At 59.3% G+C, this 22,470-nt stretch carries 20 protein-coding genes; 4 read left to right on the forward strand and 16 right to left on the reverse strand.

Going from position 1 to position 22,470, the window contains the following annotated elements; translation table 11 throughout:
* The first annotated feature begins 263 nt into the window (after positions 1-263).
* The 3 genes from coaE to yacG are packed head-to-tail and all read left to right on the forward strand — an operon-like array spanning position 264 to position 1,871.
* Positions 264-878 (forward strand): dephospho-CoA kinase, encoded by a 615-nt coding sequence (gene coaE, locus FO014_RS06160; RefSeq protein WP_160028353.1) that lies wholly within the window; start codon positions 264-266, stop codon positions 876-878.
* 5 nt (positions 879-883) lie between these two features.
* Positions 884-1,636: a cell division protein ZapD gene (gene zapD, locus FO014_RS06165; RefSeq protein ID WP_160028355.1), complete on the forward strand. Its 753-nt coding sequence runs from the start codon at positions 884-886 to the stop codon at positions 1,634-1,636.
* Positions 1,637-1,679: 43 nt separating this feature from the next.
* A complete protein-coding gene (gene yacG / locus FO014_RS06170; protein ID WP_105229779.1) occupies positions 1,680-1,871 on the forward strand; it encodes a DNA gyrase inhibitor YacG in 192 nt (63 codons plus the stop codon).
* 45 nt (positions 1,872-1,916) lie between these two features.
* Here yacG and mutT read toward each other — a convergent pair whose 3' ends face one another.
* The 3 genes from mutT to secM form a co-directional block, all read right to left on the reverse strand.
* Entirely contained in the window at positions 1,917-2,321 is a 405-nt protein-coding gene (gene mutT, locus FO014_RS06175) for an 8-oxo-dGTP diphosphatase MutT (RefSeq protein WP_160028357.1), read from the reverse strand.
* A gap of 116 nt (positions 2,322-2,437) precedes the next feature.
* Positions 2,438-5,149 (reverse strand): preprotein translocase subunit SecA, encoded by a 2,712-nt coding sequence (secA, locus tag FO014_RS06180; protein WP_160028359.1) that lies wholly within the window; start codon positions 5,147-5,149, stop codon positions 2,438-2,440.
* Positions 5,150-5,232: 83 nt separating this feature from the next.
* A complete protein-coding gene (secM, locus tag FO014_RS06185; RefSeq protein WP_160028361.1) occupies positions 5,233-5,766 on the reverse strand; it encodes a secA translation cis-regulator SecM in 534 nt (177 codons plus the stop codon).
* 26 nt (positions 5,767-5,792) lie between these two features.
* Here secM and FO014_RS06190 point away from each other — a divergent pair, with 26 nt between their 5' ends.
* Positions 5,793-6,317, forward strand: coding sequence for a DUF721 domain-containing protein (locus tag FO014_RS06190; protein WP_105229775.1), 525 nt, complete (start codon positions 5,793-5,795; stop codon positions 6,315-6,317).
* Between the two features lie 21 nt (positions 6,318-6,338).
* Here FO014_RS06190 and lpxC read toward each other — a convergent pair whose 3' ends face one another.
* From lpxC to FO014_RS06255, 13 genes are all read right to left on the reverse strand, one after another.
* On the reverse strand, positions 6,339-7,256 hold the full coding sequence (lpxC, locus tag FO014_RS06195; protein WP_105229774.1) for a UDP-3-O-acyl-N-acetylglucosamine deacetylase: 918 nt from the start codon (positions 7,254-7,256) through the stop codon (positions 6,339-6,341).
* A 103-nt stretch (positions 7,257-7,359) separates the two neighbouring features.
* Entirely contained in the window at positions 7,360-8,520 is a 1,161-nt protein-coding gene (gene ftsZ / locus FO014_RS06200) for a cell division protein FtsZ (RefSeq protein WP_015670922.1), read from the reverse strand.
* 74 nt (positions 8,521-8,594) lie between these two features.
* Positions 8,595-9,851, reverse strand: coding sequence for a cell division protein FtsA (gene ftsA / locus FO014_RS06205; RefSeq protein WP_015670921.1), 1,257 nt, complete (start codon positions 9,849-9,851; stop codon positions 8,595-8,597).
* Entirely contained in the window at positions 9,848-10,702 is an 855-nt protein-coding gene (gene ftsQ, locus FO014_RS06210) for a cell division protein FtsQ (protein ID WP_160028363.1), read from the reverse strand. The genes ftsA and ftsQ overlap by 4 nt, the downstream gene beginning before the upstream one ends.
* A 1-nt stretch (position 10,703) precedes the next feature.
* Positions 10,704-11,624 (reverse strand): D-alanine--D-alanine ligase, encoded by a 921-nt coding sequence (locus tag FO014_RS06215; protein ID WP_160028365.1) that lies wholly within the window; start codon positions 11,622-11,624, stop codon positions 10,704-10,706.
* On the reverse strand, positions 11,617-13,092 hold the full coding sequence (gene murC / locus FO014_RS06220; protein WP_160028367.1) for a UDP-N-acetylmuramate--L-alanine ligase: 1,476 nt from the start codon (positions 13,090-13,092) through the stop codon (positions 11,617-11,619). Before murC ends, FO014_RS06215 begins: the two co-directional genes overlap by 8 nt.
* Before the next feature lie 85 nt (positions 13,093-13,177).
* Entirely contained in the window at positions 13,178-14,242 is a 1,065-nt protein-coding gene (gene murG, locus FO014_RS06225) for an undecaprenyldiphospho-muramoylpentapeptide beta-N-acetylglucosaminyltransferase (RefSeq protein ID WP_105229770.1), read from the reverse strand.
* A gap of 3 nt (positions 14,243-14,245) precedes the next feature.
* A complete protein-coding gene (gene ftsW / locus FO014_RS06230; protein ID WP_105229769.1) occupies positions 14,246-15,448 on the reverse strand; it encodes a cell division protein FtsW in 1,203 nt (400 codons plus the stop codon).
* A complete protein-coding gene (murD, locus tag FO014_RS06235; RefSeq protein ID WP_160028369.1) occupies positions 15,445-16,764 on the reverse strand; it encodes a UDP-N-acetylmuramoyl-L-alanine--D-glutamate ligase in 1,320 nt (439 codons plus the stop codon). Before murD ends, ftsW begins: the two co-directional genes overlap by 4 nt.
* Before the next feature lie 2 nt (positions 16,765-16,766).
* Positions 16,767-17,849, reverse strand: coding sequence for a phospho-N-acetylmuramoyl-pentapeptide-transferase (gene mraY / locus FO014_RS06240; protein ID WP_160028371.1), 1,083 nt, complete (start codon positions 17,847-17,849; stop codon positions 16,767-16,769).
* On the reverse strand, positions 17,843-19,204 hold the full coding sequence (murF, locus tag FO014_RS06245) for a UDP-N-acetylmuramoyl-tripeptide--D-alanyl-D-alanine ligase (protein WP_160028373.1): 1,362 nt from the start codon (positions 19,202-19,204) through the stop codon (positions 17,843-17,845). The genes mraY and murF overlap by 7 nt, the downstream gene beginning before the upstream one ends.
* Entirely contained in the window at positions 19,201-20,688 is a 1,488-nt protein-coding gene (murE, locus tag FO014_RS06250) for a UDP-N-acetylmuramoyl-L-alanyl-D-glutamate--2,6-diaminopimelate ligase (protein ID WP_160028375.1), read from the reverse strand. The genes murF and murE overlap by 4 nt, the downstream gene beginning before the upstream one ends.
* Positions 20,675-22,438 carry a peptidoglycan glycosyltransferase FtsI gene (locus FO014_RS06255; RefSeq protein WP_160028377.1) on the reverse strand — a complete coding sequence of 588 codons (1,764 nt, stop codon included), beginning with the start codon at positions 22,436-22,438 and terminating at the stop codon, positions 20,675-20,677. Before FO014_RS06255 ends, murE begins: the two co-directional genes overlap by 14 nt.
* Positions 22,439-22,470: the final 32 nt, after the last annotated feature.

The following is a 22,470-nucleotide window of genomic DNA, read 5'->3' on the forward strand; positions in this document are numbered from 1 at the left end:
CGCCACCTGCGCAGAACAGCTTGATGCCAGTTCCAGTGACGTTATCATACGCCGGAATAATCACGCGGCAAGACTGCGATTTCGTCTTTATTTACGCTACAATCCCAGAAATTTACCTACGCCATTCCGATGTGATATTGCGCCCATTTTTGCCATTCTGGCGACAGAAACGCCAGCCTGACGGCGTCGACTTGCACTTCTGCACGATCGCTTTATGATTCGTTTATTGTTTCTGGATAAATCTTAGGGTGTCCCTTCACGCCATGACTTACATTGTTGCGTTGACCGGCGGCATCGGCAGCGGTAAATCAACCGTCGCCAATGCTTTTGCGCGTCATGGCATCGTGATCGTCGATGCCGACATCATCGCCCGTCAGGTTGTAGAACCCGGCACGCCGTCATTGGCGGCCATCACCGCGCATTTTGGCCATGGGATACTCCAGCCGGATGGCGCTTTGGATCGCGCCGCGCTGCGTCAGCGTATCTTCAGCCAGCCAGATGAAAAACGCTGGCTGAATCAACTGCTACACCCGGTGATACAGCAGGAAACACAGCGCCAGCTGGCGCTGGCCGACAGCCCCTATGCGCTCTGGGTGGTACCGTTACTGGTAGAAAACCAGCTCCAGTCACGCGCCGATCGGGTCGTGGTGGTCGATGTCGACAGCGATACCCAGTTGCTCAGAACTATCGCCCGCGACGGCGTCAGCCGTCAGCAGGCACTCAATATTTTATCTGCCCAAGCGACGCGCGAGCAGCGCCTGGCAGCGGCGGACGACGTGATCGACAACAGCGGCGCCGCACAAGAGATAGAATCACACGTAGCCGCCTTGCATCGCCGCTATCTGGACCTTGCGGCATCAGCAAAACGACAGGATTAAACCGAATGAGTGACGCTTCTCCAACCGTTCTCTTTGAACACCCGTTGAATGAAAAAATGCGTACCTGGCTGCGAATCGAATTTTTGCTGCAACAGTTACATGGCCACCGGGCATTGAGCGATACCGCCATCGCCCTGACCTTTTTCCGTACCGTTTCCGATCTGCTGGACGTGCTGGAGCGCGGCGAAGTCCGCACCGAGCTGGCGAAAGAACTGGAACGCCAACAGCAAAAACTGCTGCAGTGGGCCGACGTGCCCGGCGTTGATATGTCGCTGATCGAACAGTTACGCACCCAGTTAAAAGCGCTTTCTTCACGCCTTATCGCCGCGCCGCGCATGGGCCAGCCGCTACGTGAGGATAAGCTCATCAGTCTGGTGCGCCAACGTTTAGGCATTCCCGGCGGCTGCTGCAGTTTCGATCTGCCAACGCTGCATATGTGGATGCACGTACCCCAGTCAGAGCGCGATGCCGACGTCGCCCAGTGGCTGGAAACCCTGGATCCGTTGCATCAGGCGCTGACGATGATCCTGAGCCTGATCCGCCAGTCCGGGCCGTTCCGCAATCAAATCAGTCTGAACGGGTTTTATCAGGATAATGCGGAAGATGCCGATCTGCTGCGCCTGCGTATCGACCTGTCGCATCAGCTGTATCCGCAAATTTCCGGCCACAAGACGCGTTACGCCATTCGCTTCTTGTCGCTGGACGGCGACCATACTCAGGTGCCGGAACGCCTGACGTTCGATCTGGCCTGCTGTTAGTAATCAATAAAATGGCCGTTGAAAAACCGGCTAAGGAAGAGTGATGACTACCGTAGTAAATTGCCCGACCTGTGGCAAAGACGTTGTTTGGGGGGAAGTCAGCCCGTATCGTCCGTTCTGCAGCAAGCGCTGCCAGATGATCGATCTGGGTGAATGGGCGGCCGAAGAAAAGCGCATCCCAAGCAATGGCGACTTATCCGACAGCGACGAGTGGAGTGAAAAGGAAGACTACTAGCGCTCGGTACGGCCTGGGCAAACCAGGCCGTTCGTCAACGGAGACTTACTGCGCCGCGCCGGCCTGCGCAACCAGCTGCCGGACAATCGCGGCGTTGGCCGGCGGGAATTCATCTTCACGCAGCTCCGCCTGTTTTACCCAGCGCATCGGCTGGCCTTCACGGCCAAACGGTTCGCCCTGCCAGTGCTCCACCAGATAAAAGTTCAGCGTCACGATACGGTCGCTAAAGCGGTGTTCCAGCACCTCCAACAGTGCGGCCTGCCCGGCCTCAATGCCGGTTTCTTCCTGCAGCTCGCGGTACAGCGCCTGTTCCGCCGTTTCACCCGCTTCAATCTTGCCGCCGGGAAACTCCCAAAAACCTGCCATATGGGAATCCGCACCGCGACGGGTAAGAAAGATCTCCTGCCGGGAATTACGAATAATGCCCACGGCGATGTTCAGATGTTTCATCGCTAACTCCTAAATCATTCTTGAACTGTGCGCCACCGCCCGCGGGTAACGCCAGATATAGCTGGGGCCGGACATGTCCGGCCCCACAAGGCATTGAGCGCCTGTTTAACGGCTACTTACTTTTGCAGACGGCCGTGGCACTGCTTGTATTTCTTACCGGAGCCACAAGGGCACGGATCGTTGCGGCCCACTTTACGCTCGGCCACCGCCGGCGCGTTAGGATCGCTCGTTGCCAGCGCATTTTCATCCTGGTGGCTCAACTGCTGCTGCTGCGCCAGACGTTCCGCTTCTTCACGGCGTTGCTGCTCCAGCGCTTCCACCTCTTCCGGCATCCGCACCTGAACCTTGCTCAGCACGCTGATCACTTCATATTTCAGCGACTCCAGCATCGCGGCAAACATGGCGAAGGATTCACGCTTGTACTCCTGCTTCGGATCCTTCTGCGCATAGCCACGCAGGTGGATACCCTGACGCAGGTAATCCATTGCCGCCAGGTGCTCTTTCCACAGCGAATCCAGCGTCTGCAGCATCACGCCCTTCTCGAAGTTGCGCATCATTTCGCTGCCGACCACGTCTTCTTTCTGCAGATACTCTTCTTTGGCCTTTTCCAGAATGCGCTCGCGCAGCGTTTCTTCGTGCAGTTCCGGCTCTTTGTCCAGCCACTCGGCGATCGGCATCTCCAGATCGAAGTCGTTTTTCAAGCGCTCTTCCAGCCCCTGCACGTCCCACATTTCTTCCAGCGACTGTGGCGGAATGTAGTTGTCGATAGTGGCTTTGAACACGTCTTCACGAATGCTGGCGATGGTTTCGCTGATATCGGAAACGTCCAGCAGTTCGTTACGCTGAGTGTAAATGGCACGCCGCTGATCGTTCGCCACATCATCATATTCCAGCAGTTGCTTACGAATATCGAAGTTACGGCTTTCCACTTTACGCTGTGCGTTGGCGATCGCCTTGGTGACCCACGGGTGCTCAATCGCCTCGCCCTCTTTCATCCCCAGCTTACGCATCATGTTGGAGACGCGGTCGGAAGCGAAGATACGCATCAGCGCATCTTCCATCGACAGGTAGAAGCGGGAAGAACCGGCATCCCCCTGGCGACCGGAACGGCCGCGCAGCTGGTTGTCGATACGGCGGGATTCATGGCGCTCGGTGCCGATAATATGCAGACCGCCAGCGGCCAGCACGGCGTCGTGCCGCACTTTCCAGGCGTCTTTAATCGCGGCGATTTGCTCTTCGGTTGGTTCTTCCAGCTGTGCGACTTCCGTCTGCCAGCTGCCGCCCAGCACGATGTCGGTACCACGACCGGCCATGTTGGTGGCGATAGTCACCGCGCCTGCCTGCCCGGCCTGGGCAACGATATCCGCTTCCATGGCGTGGAATTTGGCGTTCAGTACCTTGTGCTCAACGCCGGCCTTGGTCAGCTCGCGGGATACCACTTCCGATTTCTCAATCGAGATGGTCCCCACCAGCACCGGCTGGCCGCTGGCGGTACGTTCGCGAATATCTTCGATGATCGCCGCAATCTTCTCTTGTTCGGTCATGTAAACCAGATCCGGCATATCCTTACGGATCATCGGACGGTTGGTCGGCACCACAATGGTGTCCAACTTGTAGATGGAGCTGAATTCAAACGCTTCGGTATCGGCGGTACCGGTCATCCCCGCCAGCTTCTCGTACAGACGGAAGTAGTTCTGGAAGGTGATCGACGCCAGCGTCTGGTTTTCGTTCTGGATTTCCACGCCTTCTTTGGCTTCCACCGCCTGGTGCAGACCATCAGACCAGCGGCGCCCCTGCATGGTACGGCCGGTGTGCTCATCGACGATGATCACTTCACCGTCTTTCACGATGTAGTCAACGTCGCGGGTAAACAGCACGTGCGCACGCAGCGCGGCGGTGACGTGGTGCATCAGCATGATGTTGGTCGGTGAATAGAGCGATTCACCCTCCTCCATAATGCCCGCTTCCACCAGCATCTCTTCGATCAGGATCAGGCCGCGCTCGGTCAGGTGCACCTGACGCGCCTTCTCATCCACCGAGAAGTGACCTTCACCCTGGAAGGTGTCGGAGTCTTCTTTTTCCTGGCGGATCAGTTTAGGGATCAGCTTGTCGACCTTGATATACATCTCGGAGCTGTCTTCAGCCGGGCCGGAGATAATCAGCGGGGTACGCGCTTCATCGATCAGGATGGAGTCAACCTCATCCACCAGCGCATAGTGCAGTTTACGCTGCACGCGCTCTTCAGGGCTGAACGCCATGTTGTCGCGCAGGTAGTCGAAGCCGTATTCGTTGTTGGTGCCGTAAGTGATGTCGGCGGCATAGGCTTCACGTTTGGCCGGTGCCGGCATGCCCGGCAGGTTGATGCCGACGCTGAGGCCCAGGAATTCAAACAGCGGGCGGTTGTTCTCGGCATCGCGCTGCGCCAGATAATCGTTGACGGTCACCACGTGCACGCCGCGGCCGCTCAGGGCATTCAGGTACGCCGGCAGGGTCGCCGTCAGGGTTTTACCTTCACCGGTGCGCATCTCGGCGATGCAGCGGTCGTTCAGCACCATGCCGCCCAGCAGCTGCACGTCAAAGTGACGCATGCCGAATACGCGCTTACTGGCTTCCCGCACCACCGCAAAGGCTTCCGGGATCAGGCTCTCTACCGTCTCGCTTTTTTTCAGGCGTTCGCGGAATTCGTTGGTTTTGGCTTTCAGCTCATCATCGGACAGTTTTTCCATGTCCGGTTCCATGCGGTTGATCTGCTCAACCACTTTGCGCATGCGGCGCAGCGTACGATCGTTACGGCTACCAAAGACTTTGGTCAATAATTTAACTAACATGTGTTTAATATCTCGTTCATGACCGCCAAAACAGGCCGTCATCTTGCTGTTATTTGTTGGTTATCGTTGCCAAGAGGGCTAAATCAGACCGCAGCAGCGGGGCCGGCGCGAATGCCCTGCACCTGCGCCAGCCACAGTCCGACCTGATGCTGAGCCAGCGGCGGGTGAACGGAATGGAGCGTGTCGCGGATGATGGTCGGCGGCTTCGGCTCATGGGTCAACAGCGTATTGAGCGTAAACAGCAGCGCCAGCTGCGCCGCTTTTAGCGGCGGCTCGACCGGTTCAGCGTCGCTTTCCTGCACGCGCGCATAAACAACCTGCGGCGCCAGGGCGAAAGAGAGATGACGGATGACGGTGCGCAGCGCATGCTGCTGCCAATAGTCGACGCTGAAGTTCGGCCGGCGGTGAACCTCTTGCAGCAAAGCCAGGCCGCTGAAGGCATGGCTGATGGAATTTTGCCGATTAAGGCTGGACGAGGTACTCGGCAACGCGGCTTGATCGGGGCCGCCCGTCAGATTTTGCGGTACGCCAAGCGTAGCCGCTACCATCCCCAGCAGGAGATGCGGCCAGAAATAACGTCTGCCAAATTGTCGCCAACGATTTAGAATACCGATCACGAGTTTGTTAATCCGCCGGAGCCATTATGCGCGATAGCCGTCCACAATTATTAGATGTCCTGTTTTCTGAGTCGTCATCCGCAGACAAAGGGCCGTTGCACAACGTTCAGCAACGCGCTGCCGCCCTGCTGAAACTCAACCGCGCAGTCAAGGGCCTATTGCCGGCTCAACTGCATCCCTGGTGCCGTGTCGCAAACTTCAGACAGGGTGTATTAGTGCTGGAAACGGCCAATGCCAGCTGGATGATGCGCCTGCGCTACGAACAGCCGAGCTTATTATCCGCACTACGAGCGCAAATTCTACCATCATTGTCATCGATCGACATCAGGATTAATCCGGCGTTGATGGCAAAAGGCGGCAATCAGCAGCAGAATTCGCTGCAAAAAACAACAGATGAACCCGCCGCGGCGCCGATGCGTCGTCTGAGCGAGGAAAGTGCGGAACAATTACGGGGAATAGCCAGCCGCAGTCCGGAAAAACTGCGCAAGACATTAGAACGACTGGCAGCCCTGGCCGGAGAGGGTGCCAACACTACCAGTCGTGAGAAATAACCAGCGAATTCAGGCCTATGCTTATGCCAATACGGTGGACGGCGCTTTGAATGCCAACGGCATTTCAGCTTCGTCCTGGAACGTGACGAATTCCCACGCTTCCTGTTTTGCCAGTACCGCCTGCAGCAACTTGTTGTTCAGTGCATGGCCGGACTTATAGGCAGTAAATGCGCCAATGATATTATGGCCGCACATAAACAGGTCGCCGATGGCGTCCAGCATTTTGTGACGAACGAATTCATCTTCAAAACGCAGGCCGTCTTCGTTCAGGACGCGGTAGTCGTCCACCACGATGGCACAATCGAAGCTGCCGCCCAGGGCCAGGCCGCGGGATTGCAGGTATTCGATATCGCGCATAAACCCGAAGGTACGCGCACGGCTGATTTGACGCACGAACGAGTCGGCAGAAAAATCTAAGCGGTAGCGCTGCGCGCTGGCGTCAATCGCCGGGTGGTTGAAGTCAATGGTAAAGTCCAGGCGGAACCCGTTATGCGGGGACAGCTCGGCCCATTTATCACCATCTTCAACGCGAACGGTGTCTTTCAGACGCAGGAATTTCTTCGCTGAGTTCAGTTCCTCAATGCCGGCGTCCAGCAGCAGGAACACAAACGGACTGGCGCTACCGTCCATGATTGGGATCTCGGCCGCGTCAACTTCAATAATGATGTTGTCGATGCCAAGGCCAGCCAGTGCGGCATTTAGATGCTCAACGGTAGAAATACGCACGTCATGCTCATTCACCAGGCAAGTACAGAGCATGGTATCACGCACGGATTTTGCATCAGCCGGAAAATCAACCGGTGGATTCAAGTCAGTGCGACGATAGATGACCCCGGTATTGGCCGGCGCTGGGCGCATCGTCAGCGTGACTTTCTTGCCGGTATGCAAACCGACGCCAGTCGCCTGAACGATACGTTTTAATGTCCTTTGTTTGATCATCGTTTTATCTCGCAATGTTATCCATCCTACCGGCCAAGCATACAGCATGGCCGGCGGGACAGTTTAGCACAAAGAGCGGAGATGCCAAATTCTCAGGAAATTCTTAGTCAGCTTGCTTACGCAAGAAGGCTGGAATATCCAGATAGTCAGGCTCTTTGTTTGGTTGCGCGTTCTGATCGTTCACTACCTTGGCGGCAGGCTTAACTTCCTGCGGCAGCGGCGACATACCGTGCTGCTGGTAACGATGATCCATCACCGGCTGGCTGACCTGCTGCTGCTTGTTGGTCACCAGAGTGATTTCCGGACGCTTGTCCATACCGATACCGGTCGCAACCACGGTCACGCGCAGTTCGTCGTTCATCTCCGGATCCAGAGAGGTACCGATCACCACGGTGGCGTTGTCGGATGCAAACGCGCGGATGGTGTTACCCACGGTTTCAAACTCGTCCAGACGCAGGTCAAAGCCGGCGGTGATGTTAACCAGTACGCCGCGCGCGCCGGACAGGTCGATATCTTCCAGCAGCGGGCTGGAGATCGCCATTTCGGCCGCTTCTTCCGCACGGTCTTCACCACAGGCGATGCCGGAGCCCATCATCGCGTAGCCCATTTCGGACATCACGGTGCGCACGTCGGCGAAGTCGACGTTCATCAGGCCCGGACGGGTGATCAGCTCGGCAATGCCCTGCACCGCGCCTTTCAGCACGTCGTTAGCCGCGCCGAACGCGTCCAGCAGAGAAATACCGCGTCCCAGAACTTTCAGAAGTTTGTCGTTCGGGATGGTGATCAAGGAGTCCACATGCTTGGACAGCTCTGCAATACCCTGCTCAGCGAACGCCATGCGCTTCTTGCCTTCGAAATTGAAAGGCTTGGTAACCACGGCCACTGTCAGAATACCCAGATCTTTTGCTACTTCAGCCACCACGGGCGCGGCGCCGGTACCGGTGCCCCCGCCCATGCCGGCCGCGATGAAGACCATATCCGCGCCTTCCAGCGCAGTACGCAGGGCTTCACGGTCTTCTTCCGCTGAATTACGACCCACTTCCGGGTTCGCGCCCGCACCCAGACCTTTGGTAATGCAATTACCAATCTGGATGGTTTGGCCAACTGCCGTTTTACGGAGCGCCTGGGCGTCGGTATTTACGGCGAAGAATTCAACACCTTCGATGCGCTCGCGCACCATGTGTTCAACGGCGTTGCCACCGCCACCGCCGACGCCGATGACTTTAATCACCGCGTCATTGGTTAGTTCCATTGGTTCAAACATAGTTTCTCTCCGTTTTGTGCCTGTCGCTGCGAGACCATAAAAAAATACCGATGCATGGTCTCTTTGTTAAAACATTAAAACTCTTTTCTCAGCCAGCTGTTGATACGTTTAAACCAACTGCCCACTGAGGCGCCTTTTTCTACTTCTGCCTCACCACTCAGGTGAGACTCTTTTCCATAGTGCAGCAGACCTACCGCCGTCGAGTAGTAAGGCTCCTGCGCATAATCCGTCAGACCCGTGATGTTCAAGGGTTGGCCGATGCGTACCTGGGTGTGGAACACCCGTTGCGCACAGGCTGCCAGGCCATCAATCTGGGCGGCGCCACCGGTCAGCACGATACCCGCTGCCAGATGATGCTTCACCCCTTGCTGACGCAGTTGCTCCTGTAATTGCAAAATCTCATCGTTAACCAGATTCAGCAGTTCGGTGTAGCGTGGCTCAATAACTTCAGCCAGCGTCTGTCTTTGCAGACTGCGCGGAGGACGTCCCCCGACGCTAGGCACCTCTACACTCTCATCCTTGCTAACAATCGATCCAAGCGCACAACCGTGTCGAACTTTAATCGCTTCCGCATCCGTCGGCGGCGTGCCGAAGGCGTAAGCAATATCGCTGGTGACCACGTTACCGGCATACGGGATAACCTTGGTGTGACGCAGCGCGCCACCGGTATACACCGCCATATCCATGGTACCGCCGCCGATATCCACCACACAGACGCCGAGCTCGCGCTCATCTTCGGTTAACACCGCATAGCTGGCAGCAAGACCGGCGAAAATAAGTTGGTCAACTTTCAGACCACAACGTTCAACCGCTTTAACAATGTTTTTTGCCATATCGTTATGGCAGGTGATCAGGTGCACCTTGGCCTGCATACGCACGCCGGACAACCCTACCGGGTTTTTGATGCCTTCCTGATAGTCGATGGCGTATTCCTGAGGAATCACATGCAGCACGCGGTGTTCATCACGCACACGCACCGATTTGGCGGTATGCACAACGTTTTCCACATCCTCCATGGTCACTTCCTCTTCGGAAATAGGAACCATCCCGATTTCATTCTGGCAACTGATGTGTTTGCCCGATAATGAGAGGTAGACCGAAGAAATCTGGCAATCCGCCATCAGTTCCGCCTGATCGATGGCGCGCTGCACGCACTTCACCACCGATTCCAGGTCATTAACGCCGCCCTTATCCATGCCCCGGGACGGGCAGCTGCCCACCCCGATAATGTTGACCATGCCATCGGGCAGAACTTCCCCTACCAGTGCGGCGACTTTCGCCGTACCGATCTCCAGTCCAACTACCAGTTTTCTGTCCGTCGACTTGATCATCGTTGTTTTGCCTGTGCCTGATTCTGTTGCTGATTACTGTTTTGCTGTTCACGTGCCGCCTGCGGGTCGATTAACACCGGGCTCCATCCCACCGAGGCGCCGGAGTCATAGCGCAGGTCGACGTAGCTGACACGTTTGTTTTCCGCCTGGCCCTGTTGCTCCAGCACCGGATACAGCTCGATAAAGCGTTGCAGGCGTCCCATGCGATCGTCACGCCCCAGTTCCAACCGAACATCGTTGTCCAAAGCCAGTTGCCAGGAGTGGCGCGCCGTCATCGCCGCCATCTTCAAGGTAAACTTGCCGGCGGCCAGCGTGCTGCTCATGGTGCGATAGCCGTCCAGCACGTCCTGCTCGCTTCCTTCCGGACCATAAAGCAGCGGCAATTTCTGCTTGCCGACGCGCTCCGCCGGAACGCTGAATGATTTGCCTTCGGCATCGACCATATGCAAATCATTCCAGCGCGCCACCGGGACATACTCCACCAGATGGATTTTCAGCTCATCCGGCCATTGCTTGCGTACGCTGGCCTGCTTAATCCACGGCAAGCGTTCAATCTGCTGCTGGATGACATTCACATCCTGCGTCATAAACGTGCCCGGCGATCCCAGCGCCAGGATAGCCTGGCGAATATCATCGTTGGTGGTGTAATGGCGTTCGCCGGTCACCACCAGGCGGGAGAGCGGCAGACGGCTGGCGTCTTTCATCCAGCCAATCACCGCCCAACCACTCCATAACACGGTCCCCAGCACCATCAGCAGGAAAAGCATTCCCGCCAGTTGGGTTCCATTGCTGCGCCGCGGGCTGTTGTTCTCCGCCTCGCGGTCGCGTGCATTCAGGGCAGCTTGCGACATATCAGTCGGCCAATTCCAAAATTCTCGCCACCAGTTGCGAGAAGCTTAATCCAAACTGGCGTGCTGCCATCGGCACCAGGCTATGACTGGTCATGCCCGGCGAGGTGTTCACCTCGAGCAGATAGAAGCTGCCATCGTTATCCTGCATTACATCAACGCGACCCCAGCCGCTGCAGTCCAGCGCACGGTAGGCGCGCACCGCCAGCGCGGCCAGTTCAGCCTCCTGCTCGGCCGACAAACCGCTCGGGCAGAAATACTGCGTATCGTCCGCAATGTATTTCGCCTGGTAGTCGTAAAACACGCCGGCCGGCTGAATGCGAATCGACGGCATCACGCTGTCGCCAATAAACGCCACGGTGTACTCCGGGCCGCTCAGCCATTTCTCCACCAGCACGTCGTCATCGTGGCGGAAGGCCTCTTCCAGCGCCGCTTCAAGCGCGCCGAATGACTCAACCTTGCTCATGCCGACGCTGGAGCCTTCGCGGCTTGGCTTGACGATCAGCGGCAGCCCCAGAGCTTCGATGTTCGCCAGCGCCTGATGCTTGTCATCGCCGCTAAAATCCGCACGATGCAGCGCCACGTAAGGGGCGATCGGCAGGCCCAGCGACTGCCACACCAGCTTGGTGCGCCATTTGTCCATGGTCAACGCCGAGGCCATCACGCCGCTGCCGGTATACGGCAGTTCCAGGAACTCCAGCATCCCCTGCAGGGTGCCGTCCTCGCCGCCGCGCCCGTGCAGCGCGATAAAGACTTTGCTAAAGCCCTGCGCCTTGAGCTGCGACACCGGGAAGTCGCGGGTATCGACGCCGTGAGCGTCAATGCCGGCTTCGCGCAGACCGGCCAGCACCGCCGCGCCGGACTGCAGGGAAACATCACGTTCAGCAGAGGTGCCACCCAGCAGGACGGCGACTTTCTCAGTCATGCGGCTGCTCCTCTTTGTTCTGCGGCTGCAGCTGCAGCTCCGCCAGATTACGGGCAATTTTGCCGACGTTGCCCGCCCCCTGCACCAGCACCAGGTCGTCCGCCTGCAGCAGCTGGGCCAGCGTTTCCGGCACGGTATCCGCGTCGGACACTAAAATCGGGTCCAGCTTGCCGCGGTTACGGATGGTGCGGCACAGCGAACGGCTGTCCGCGCCCGGAATCGGCGCTTCACCCGCCGGATAGACCTCCAGCATCAGCAGTACGTCCACCTGCGACAGCACGTTGGCAAAGTCATCGTACAGGTCGCGGGTGCGGGTGTATCGATGCGGCTGGAACACCATCACCAGGCGTTTATCCGGCCAGCCGGCGCGTGCCGCTTTGATCGTGGCGTCCACCTCAGTCGGATGGTGGCCGTAATCGTCCACCAGCATCGCGCTGCCTGCGCCGCCGTTCACCGCATCCAGCGCGAACTCGCCCAGGAAGTCGAAACGGCGTCCGGTCCCCTGGAAGCCAGCCAGCGCACGCAAAATATCCTCGTCGTCAATGCCCTCTTCGGTAGCCACGGCCACCGCCGCCGCCGCGTTCAGCGCATTGTGGCGTCCCGGTGCGTTCAGGGTGACCGTCATCAGCGGCTTATCCTGACGGCTCAGGGTAAAGTGCCCCTGCGGGCCAATCTGGCTGTAGCTTTCAATACGCACGTCGGCATCTTCGCTAAAACCGTACGTTGTAATATGGCGCCCGACGCGCGGCAACAGTTCACGCACCACCGGGTCATCAATGCACATCACCGCACGGCCGTAGAACGGCAGGTTGTGCAGGAAGTTGATAAACGTCTGCTTCAGGTTTTCAAAGTCGCCATGGTAAGTGTCCATGTGGTCGGCTTCGATATTGGTGACAATCGCCACCATCGGCTGCAGGTGCAGGAACGACGCGTCGCTTTCGTCAGCCTCCGCAATCAGATAACGGCTGCAGCCGAGGCGCGCATGCGTGCCCGCCGCCTTCACCAGACCGCCGTTGACAAAGGTCGGATCCAGACCGGCTTCCGCATAAATACTGGACACCATCGCGGTGGTGGTGGTTTTGCCGTGCGTACCGGCCACGGCGATGCCGTGACGGAAGCGCATCAGCTCGGCCAGCATTTCTGCACGGCGAATCACCGGAATGCGTGCTTCACGCGCCGCGACGATCTCAGGGTTGTCAGAAGCAATGGCGGTGGAGACCACCACTACGCTCGCATCCAGCACGTTCTCCGGACGATGGTTGAAATAGATCGTCGCCCCCAGCGCGCTCAGCTGCTGGGTCACCGGATTCGGCGCCAGATCCGAGCCGCTGATTTGATACCCTTCATTAGCCAACACTTCGGCGATACCACCCATGCCGGCACCACCGATGCCGACAAAGTGAATGTGCCGGACGCGACGCATCTCGGGCACGATTGTACGTAGTTTCGCCAGTTGTTGTGTATTCATACTCTCTCTAATCCAGGGCCCGCGTAGCGCCCACCACATGATATTTCTTTATTTACAGGCCCGGCGAACCGAACCCCTGCAATCTCTATTTCGCGACGCGGATCAGTTCCGCCGCCACCCGTTCGGTGGCATCGGTGATCGCCACCGAACGCGCTTTCTCCGCCATGGCCAGCAGGGTCGGACGATCCCAGCTCGCCAGCAGTTCGGCCACCGTATCGGCGTTGAACTGCGGCTGTTCAATAATCTTCGCCGCGCCGGCTTCTTCCAGCGGGCGGGCGTTCCAGTACTGCTGACGGTCCTTATGCTGGAACGGCACAAAAATCGCCGGCAGTCCCGCCGCGGCAATCTCGCTGACGGTCAGCGCGCCGGAACGGCACACCACCACGTCAGCCCAGGCATAGGCGGCCGCCATATCATCGATAAACTCGGCGACCTTATGCTGCGTCTGCCCGACGCGGGCATATTCGCGCTGAACCGTGTCCAACGCGCCTTTGCCTACCTGATGCCAGAGCGTAATTTTATCGCCCAAACGCGCCGCGACTTCAGGAACAGTCTGATTCAGCACGCGCGCGCCCTGACTGCCGCCAACCACCAGCACGCGGACAGGGCCTTCACGCCCGGCCAGGCGTTCCGCCGGCAACGGCAGCGCCAGCACGTCGGTACGTACCGGGTTGCCCACCACCGCCGCTTTCGGGAAGGCGCCGGGGAAAGCCTGCAGCACCGTGGTGGCGATGCGCGCCAGCCAGCGGTTGGTCAGGCCGGCGATGCCGTTCTGTTCGTGCAGCACGACCGGAACGCCGCACTGCCAGGCCGCCAGGCCGCCCGGGCCGGAAACGTAACCGCCCATGCCCAGCACCACGTCCGGCTGGTAGCTGCGCATAATCGCCTTCGCCTGACGCACCGCGCGCCAGATGCGCAGCGGCGCGCTCAGCTGTGCCATCACGCCTTTGCCGCGCAGGCCGGAAATACGAATAAAATCAATTTCGATCCCGTGCTTTGGCACCAGATCGGCTTCCATTCTGTCTGCGGTTCCGAGCCAGCGCACCTGCCAGCCCTGCGCCATCAGATGATGAGCGACCGCCAGCCCGGGGAACACATGCCCGCCGGTCCCGCCTGCCATCACCATTAAACGCTTCGCTTTCCCGCTCATCCCTTACCTCTTAACAAACGCCTGGGCTTTCGCCAGACGCGTTTCATAATCAATACGCAATAACAGCACGATCGCCGTCGACATAATCAGCAGGCTCGAACCGCCATAACTGATCAGCGGCAGGGTCAGGCCTTTGGTTGGCAGCATGCCCGCCGCCGCGCCGACGTTAACCAGCGCCTGGAAGCTGAACCACACGCCGACCGAGCAGGCGAGAAAACCGGAAAAACGCTGATCGATTTCCAGCGCCCTGCGGCCGATCGACATCGCGCGAAAAGCGACGAAGAATACCATTAACAGCGCGAAAACCACACCGATATAGCCGAGTTCTTCACCTAAAATCGAGAAGATAAAGTCGGTGTGCGCCTCCGGCAAATATTCCAGTTTCTGCACCGAGTTGCCGAGCCCCTGCCCCCAGAATTCGCCGCGGCCGAACGCCATCAGCGATTGGGTCAGCTGGTAGCCGCTGCCGAACGGGTCGGCCCACGGGTTCCAGAATGAGGTCACGCGGCGCATACGGTACGGTTCGGCGATAATCAACAGCACCACGGCGAACACGCCGGAGCCGATAATCGCCAGGAACTGCCACATTTTGGCGCCGGCCAGGAACAGCATCGCCAGCGTGGTGATAAACAGCACCACCACGGTGCCCAGATCCGGCTGCGCCAGCAGCAGCACCGCCAGCACCACCATCACGCCCATCGGCTTACAGAAGCCCCAGAAGTTGCTGCGCACCTCGTCAACCTTGCGCACCAGATAGCTCGCCAGGTAGCAGAACAGCGACAGCTTCGACAGCTCCGCCGGCTGGATACGCAGCGGCCCCAGGGCAATCCAGCGCGATGCGCCGTTTACCGAGCTGCCGACCACCAGTACGATGAGCAGCAAGACGATCGACACCAGCAGCATCGCGGTGCTGTAACGCTGCCAGACATCCATCGGGACGCGCAGCGTCACCAGCGACAGGCCGAACGCCAGCCCCAGATACAGCGCGTCACGCTTGGCGAACAGGAACGGATCGTCCGCCAGACGCTGACCGATCGGCATCGACGCCGAGGTCACCATCACAAAGCCGATAATCGCCAGACCGAACGTCAGCCACAGCAGCGTACGGTCATACAGCACCAGCGTGGCGTTCTCGTTTTCACGCGAGCCCATCACCCAGTCTTTCAGTTTTTCCGCTAAGCCGAATGACGGCAGTTGTAGTTTCATCCGCCAAGCTCCTGTGCCAGACGGGCGAACTCATCGCCGCGTACTTCAAAATTACGGAACTGATCCAGGCTGGCGCAGGCGGGTGACAGCAGCACCATATCGCCGGAGCGCACCACGCCGGCTATCGCCTGCATCGCCTGTTCCATGGTTTCAGTCTGCAGCGCCACATCGGGACGCAGCTGCGCCAGTTGGGCACCGTCGCGGCCAAAGCAGTACAGGCGGATATTGTCGCCCTGCAGATAACGCGCCAGCGGTGAGAAGTCGGCCGATTTGCCGTCGCCGCCCAACAGCAGATGCAGCGTGCCGTCGATCTGCAGGCCGTTCAGCGCCGCTTCGGTGCTGCCGACGTTGGTCGCTTTGGAGTCATTAATCCAGCGCACGCCGTTATGCTCCAGCACCAGTTGGAAGCGGTGTGCCAGCCCGGCGTAGGTGGTCAGCGCCTTCAGACTGGAGGAACGCGGAATTTTCACCGCGTCGGCCAGCGCCAGCGCCGCCAGCGCATTGGTCAGGTTGTGCTGGCCGCTCAGTTTCATCTCGCGAGTGTTCAGCACTTTTTCGCCGCTCACCCGCAGCCAGGTCTCGCCCTGCTGACGGTTGAGATGGTAATCCCCCACGTCGACGCCGAAACTGATGCAGCGCTCGTCGGCGCCGCGCACCGGCATGGTCAGCCCATCGTCTGCGTTCACCACGCAGGTCTTGGCCTGTTCGTAAATGCGCAATTTCGCCGCCCGGTACTGCTGCAACCCCAGCGGATAGCGATCCATATGGTCTTCGCTGATATTGAGCACGGTGGCGGCAGCGGCGCGCAGGCTGCTGGTGGTTTCCAACTGGAAACTCGACAGCTCCAGCACGTACAGATCGCACGCCTGGCGCAGCAGGCTCAGCGCCGGTAAACCGATATTGCCGCCAACGCCGACCGCCCAGCCGGCAGCCTTCGCCATCTCACCCACCAGGGTGGTGACGGTGCTTTTGCCGTTGGAGCCGGTAATCGCCACAATCGGCGCCTGCGCCTCACGGCAGAACAGTTCGATGTCGCCGACGATTTCCACGCCGGCTTCCGCCGCGCTGAGGAGGGCCGGCGTAGACAGCGCCACGCCCGGGCTGGCGACGATCAGGTCCGCCGACAGCAGCCAGTCTTCACGCAGATTGCCCAGATGACGTTCCACGCTCTCCGGCAGTTGCTCCAGCCCTGGCGGAGACATGCGGGTATCCATAACGCGCGGCGTCACGCCGTGCGTTATAAAGAAATCAACACAGGACAGGCCGGTCAGGCCCAGTCCGATGATGACCACTTTTTTACCCTGATAATCCGCCATGATTAACGTACCTTCAGCGTTGCCAGGCCAATCAGCACCAGCATCAGCGAAACAATCCAGAAGCGCACAATAACGCGCGGCTCCGGCCAGCCTTTCAATTCATAGTGGTGGTGAATCGGTGCCATGCGGAAAATACGCTGACCGCGCAGCTTGAACGATCCCACCTGCAGGATCACCGACAGCGTTTCAACCACAAACACGCCGCCCATAATCACCAGTAAAAACTCCTGACGCAGCAGCACCGCAATGGTGCCCAGCGCGCCGCCCAGCGCCAGCGAACCGACGTCGCCCATAAACACCTGCGCCGGGTAGGTGTTGAACCACAGGAAACCCAGCCCTGCGCCGACAATCGCGGTGCAGACAATCACCAGCTCGCCGGCATGCCGCAGGTACGGAATATGCAGGTAGTTGGCGAAGTTCATGTTGCCGGTCGCCCAGGCCACCAGCGCAAAACCGGACGCCACCAGCACCGTCGGCATAATCGCCAGGCCGTCCAGGCCGTCGGTCAGGTTGACCGCGTTGCCGGTGCCGACAATCACAAAGTAGGCCAGCAGTACATACAGCAGCCCCAGCTGCGGCATCACGTCTTTAAAGAACGGCACCACCAGTTCGGTGGCGGGCGTATCTTTACCGACTATGTACATGCTGAATGCCACCACCAGTGCAATCACCGACATCCAGAAATACTTCCAGCGGGCAATCAGCCCTTTGGTGTCCTTGCGCACCACCTTGCGGTAATCATCGACGAACCCGACAATGCCGTAGCCCACCAGCACAAACAGCACGCACCAGACGTACGGGTTAGACGGATAGGCCCACATCAGCACCGAAATGGTGATGGAGGTCAGAATCATAATGCCGCCCATGGTCGGCGTGCCGCGCTTGCTGAAGTGCGACTCCGGGCCATCGTTACGCACTACCTGCCCGAAGGACATCTGCTGCAGGCGGCTGATCAGCCGCGGCCCCATCCACAGAGAAATAAACAGCGCGGTCAGCAGGCTGACAATGGCGCGAAACGTCAGATAGGAAAAGACGTTAAAGCCGGAATAATATTTGACCAAATGCTCGGCCAGCCAAACTAACATGCTGCTTTCTCCTGTAACGCGCGTACTACCTGCTCCATCGCGGCACTACGTGACCCTTTGATTAACACGGTAATGACCGCATGTTCCTGCAGTAACTCCGCTACGCGCGCGATTGCTGCCGCTTGATCCTGAAAATGTTCGCCGTTGCCGGCCGCTTCGCTGAGCGCCTGACTCAGAACGCCCACGCTCAGCACTTTATCCACGCCCGCCAGCCGGGCCGCTTCGCCGACCTGACGATGGCACTCTTCCGCGTCGTCACCCAGTTCCGCCATATCGCCCGCCACCATCACCCGATAGCCCGGCATCTCCGCCAGCACCTGCGCGGCGGCGGTCATTGAACCAACGTTGGCGTTATAGCTGTCGTCCAGCAGCAGCTTGCCTTCCGCCAGCGCAATCGGGAACAGACGCCCCGGCACCGCCTGCAGTTGCTGCAGGCCGCAGCGCACCGCTTCCAGCGACGCGCCTACCGACATCGCCAGCGCGGTGGCCGCCAGGGCGTTGGCTACGTTATGGCGCCCAGGCAGCGGCAGTGCGATGTCCGTGCGGCCAAACGGGGTATGCAGGGTAAACTGCGTGCCGTTGCCGTTAACCGTGATATCGCTGGCGAAGAAGTCCACGCCTTCCGCCGCCTGCGGCGAGAAGCGCCAGACGGTTTGATCCGTCAGCAGGTTTTGCCAGCGCGGCCAGTCGTTGTTGTCCGCGTTGATAATGGCGACGCCATCCGCTGGCAAACCTTGAAAAATTTCACCTTTCGCCTGCGCCACCCCTGCCAGCGAACCAAACCCTTCCAGGTGCGCCGCCGCCAGGTTGTTGACCAGCGCGCTTTGCGGGCGCGTCAGCGCGGTGGTGTAGGCGATTTCACCGATATGGTTAGCGCCCAACTCAATCACCGCAAAATCATGCTGCGGCTGCAGACGCAGCAGCGTCAGCGGCACGCCGATATCGTTGTTAAAGTTGCCGGCGGTATACAGCACGTCCCCGCACTCGCGCAGGATCGTGGCGGTCATCTCTTTCACCGAGGTTTTGCCCGATGAGCCGGTCAGCGCCACCACTTTAGCCGGCACCTGCTGACGCACCCAGCCCGCCAGCGCGCCCAGCGCCAGCCGGGTATCCGCCACCACCAGCTGCGGCACCTCCACCGGTAAGCGCTTGCTTACCAGCAAAGCACCTGCGCCGGCGGCAACCGCATCTGCGGCAAAATCATGTGCGTCAAAACGTTCGCCTTTCAGCGCCACAAACAGACAGCCTGTGGTCACCTGGCGAGTATCCGTCGTCACTTCATCAATTTGGCAATCGGCGCCGACCAACTCGGCGCGCAATACATCGGCCAGGGCCTGAAGGGAAACGGGAATCATGCCATCACCCCCAGCAAACGCGCGACGGTGGTGCGGTCGGAATAATCCAGACGGCGATTGCCCACCAGTTGATAATCCTCATGACCTTTACCGGCCACCAGCACCACGTCTTGTTCTTTCGCCTGCATCACCGAGCTGGTTACCGCCTCGGCGCGCCCGTGAATCACCTGCGCCCGGCCGGCGTCCAGCAGCCCGCTCAGGATATCGGCGATAATCGCCTGCGGCTCTTCGGTACGCGGATTGTCATCGGTGATCACCACCCGGTCGGCAAACTGCTCGGCAATCGCGCCCATCAGCGGACGCTTGCCTTTGTCGCGGTCACCGCCGCAGCCAAAGACGCACCACAGCTGCCCACGGCAGTGCAGACGCGCGGCTTCCAGCGCTTTTTCCAGCGCGTCCGGCGTGTGGGCGTAATCGACCACGACCGTCGGCTTGCCCGGCGCATTGAACACTTCCATGCGGCCACAGACCGGCTGCAGTTGCTGCGCGCTGGCCATCAGCGCCGCCAGCGGATAGCCCAGCGACAGCAGCGTCGCCAGCGCCAGCAGCAGGTTGCTGACGTTAAATGCCCCCATCAGACGGCTTTCAATCTCGCCATCACCCCAGCTGGAGCTGAAACGGATAGTGGCGCCGTTATCGTGATAGTCCACCGCGGTGGCCTTCAGCCAGCGGCCGTGGCAGCCCGGCTGCAGGTTATCCTGCATGGTGACAGCCACCGCATCCGGCAGCTGCGCCAGCCAGCGCTGACCGACCTCATCATCGGCATTGATAATCGCCTGACCGATCTGATGCTCGGCGAACAGCGACCATTTCGCCGCTTCATAGCTGGCCATGTCGCCGTGGTAATCCAGGTGGTCGCGGCTCAGGTTGGTGAACACCGCCGCGGCAAACGGCAGCGCCGCAACGCGGCTTTGTACCAGACCATGGGAAGAGACTTCCATCGCCGCCAGCGTCGCGCCGCGATCCGCCAGGTCATTTAATACATGTTGCACATCCACCGCCGAACCGGTGGTATTTTCTGTCGGGCACACCTGGCCCAGTAGGCCGTTGCCGACGGTGCCCATCACCGCGCTGGTTTCGCCCAGCAGCTGCCCCCACTGCGCCAGCAGCTGGGTGGTGGTGGTTTTACCGTTGGTGCCGGTCACGCCGACCAGACGCAGGCGTTCTGCCGGCTGATGGTAAAAACGCCCGGCCAGCGCAGACAGACGCTGATTAAGTTGGCCGAGATAAATCACCGGCACGCCGTGCATCGTACGAATTTCACCGTCTTCGGCGGCGCCTTCAGCTTCTGCGATCACTGCGGCGACGCCCTGGGCGATGGCTTGCGGAATATAGCGGCGACCATCCGTCTGGTGGCCGTTTACGGCGACAAACAGATCCCCGGCAGCCGCAATCCGGCTGTCTAATATCATTTCCCGCAGCGCGCGCTCGGGGGCCGAAGGCACCCACGGAGCGAGTAGGTCGCGCAAATTACGATCTGCCACCTGAACCCTCTTTTTTATTAATCACTAATTCGCTTTTATCACCGGTGGGCAACGCGTCCGGCTCAACGTTCATGGTGCGCAGTACGCCGCCCATGATGGCGCCAAACACCGGCGCGGAAATTGCGCCACCATAGTATTTCCCGCCCTGCGGGTCGTTGATGACCACCACCAGGGCAAAACGGGGCTGACTCGCCGGCGCAACGCCGGCGGTATAAGCGATATAACGGTTGACGTATTTACCGTCCGGCCCCACTTTCTTCGCGGTACCGGTTTTAATGGCGATACGGTAACCCTTGATGGCGGCTTTCACGCCGCCGCCGCCCGGCAGGGCCACGCTTTCCATCATGTGCACCACGGTACGCACCAGCGGTTCAGGGAATATGCGTTTGCCGGCAACCGGCGGGTCAACCTTGGTAATCGACAGCGGGCGATACACGCCCAGGCTGCCGATCGTTGCATAGACTCGCGCCAACTGTAACGGTGTTACCATTAGCCCGTAGCCGAAAGAGAAGGTGGCCCTCTCTATGTCAGACCACCGTTGTTTTTTTGGATATATGCCACTGCTTTCTCCGACCAACCCCAAATTGGTCGCTTTTCCCAGCCCAAAACGTGAGTAAGTATCTACTAACGCTGAGGACGGCATCGCTAACGCCAGCTTGGAAACCCCGACGTTACTCGACTTCTGCAAGATCCCGGTCACCGACAGTTCCGGATAACGCGCCACGTCTTTAATCTCATGGCCGTTAATGCGGTAAGGCACGGTGTTCAGCACGCTGTTTTCTCTCACTACGCCGTGCTGCAGCGCCGTCATCACCACCATCGGTTTTACGGTGGAACCAGGCTCAAAAATATCGGTAATGGCGCGGTTACGCATGGTCTCTTTCGGCGTACCGGCCATATTGTTCGGGTTATAAGACGGGCTGTTGGCCATCGCCAGCACTTCACCGGTGTTGACGTCGATCAGCACCGCGGTGCCGGACTCCGCCTTGTTGAACGCCACCGCGTTGTTCAGCTCGCGGTAAACCAGCGCCTGCAGGCGTTCATCAATACTCAACGCCAGGTTGTGCGCCGCCTGGCTGTCGACGGAGGAGATATCCTCAATCACGCGGCCATAGCGGTCTTTACGCACCGTACGCTTGCCCGGCTGCCCGGTCAGCCAGTGGTCAAAGCTCTTCTCAATACCCTCAATGCCCTGACCGTCGATATTGGTCACGCCAATAATATGCGAGGTGACCTGCCCGGCCGGGTAGTAACGGCGCGATTCCTGCCGTAGGTAAATCCCCGGCAGCTTCAGCTTGTGAATGTATTCACCGATCGCCGGATTAACCTGACGCGCCAGATAAACAAAGCGCCCGCGCGGGTTGGCGTTAACGCGCTTGGACAGCTGATCGAGCGGAATACCCAGCGCGTCCGACAGCGCCTTCCAGCGGTTGTCCAGCGTGATGCCGCCGCGCTCGTTCAGCTCTTTCGGGTCCGCCCAGATGGCGTTCACCGGCACGCTGACCGCCAGCGGCCGTCCGGCGCGATCGCTGATCATGCCGCGCGCCGCCGGCACCTGCTGTACGCGCAGCGAACGCATATCGCCTTCTTTCACCAGCCGGTCCGGGCTAATCACCTGCAGGTACGCCACCCGCAGCATCAGCCCGACCAGCGCCAGCAAAATACAGCCGCACAGCAACGCAAAACGCCAGCTGACAAAGCTGGCTTGATCTTCCTGGCGTTTCAACTTACCGGGGCGTGCTGCTTTCATGCGTTCCCTTTTTGCTCCGTTTCATTACGTCG

This window comes from Serratia rhizosphaerae, from assembly GCF_009817885.1.
In the GTDB taxonomy this organism is placed as follows: Bacteria; Pseudomonadota; Gammaproteobacteria; order Enterobacterales; family Enterobacteriaceae; genus Serratia_B; species Serratia_B rhizosphaerae.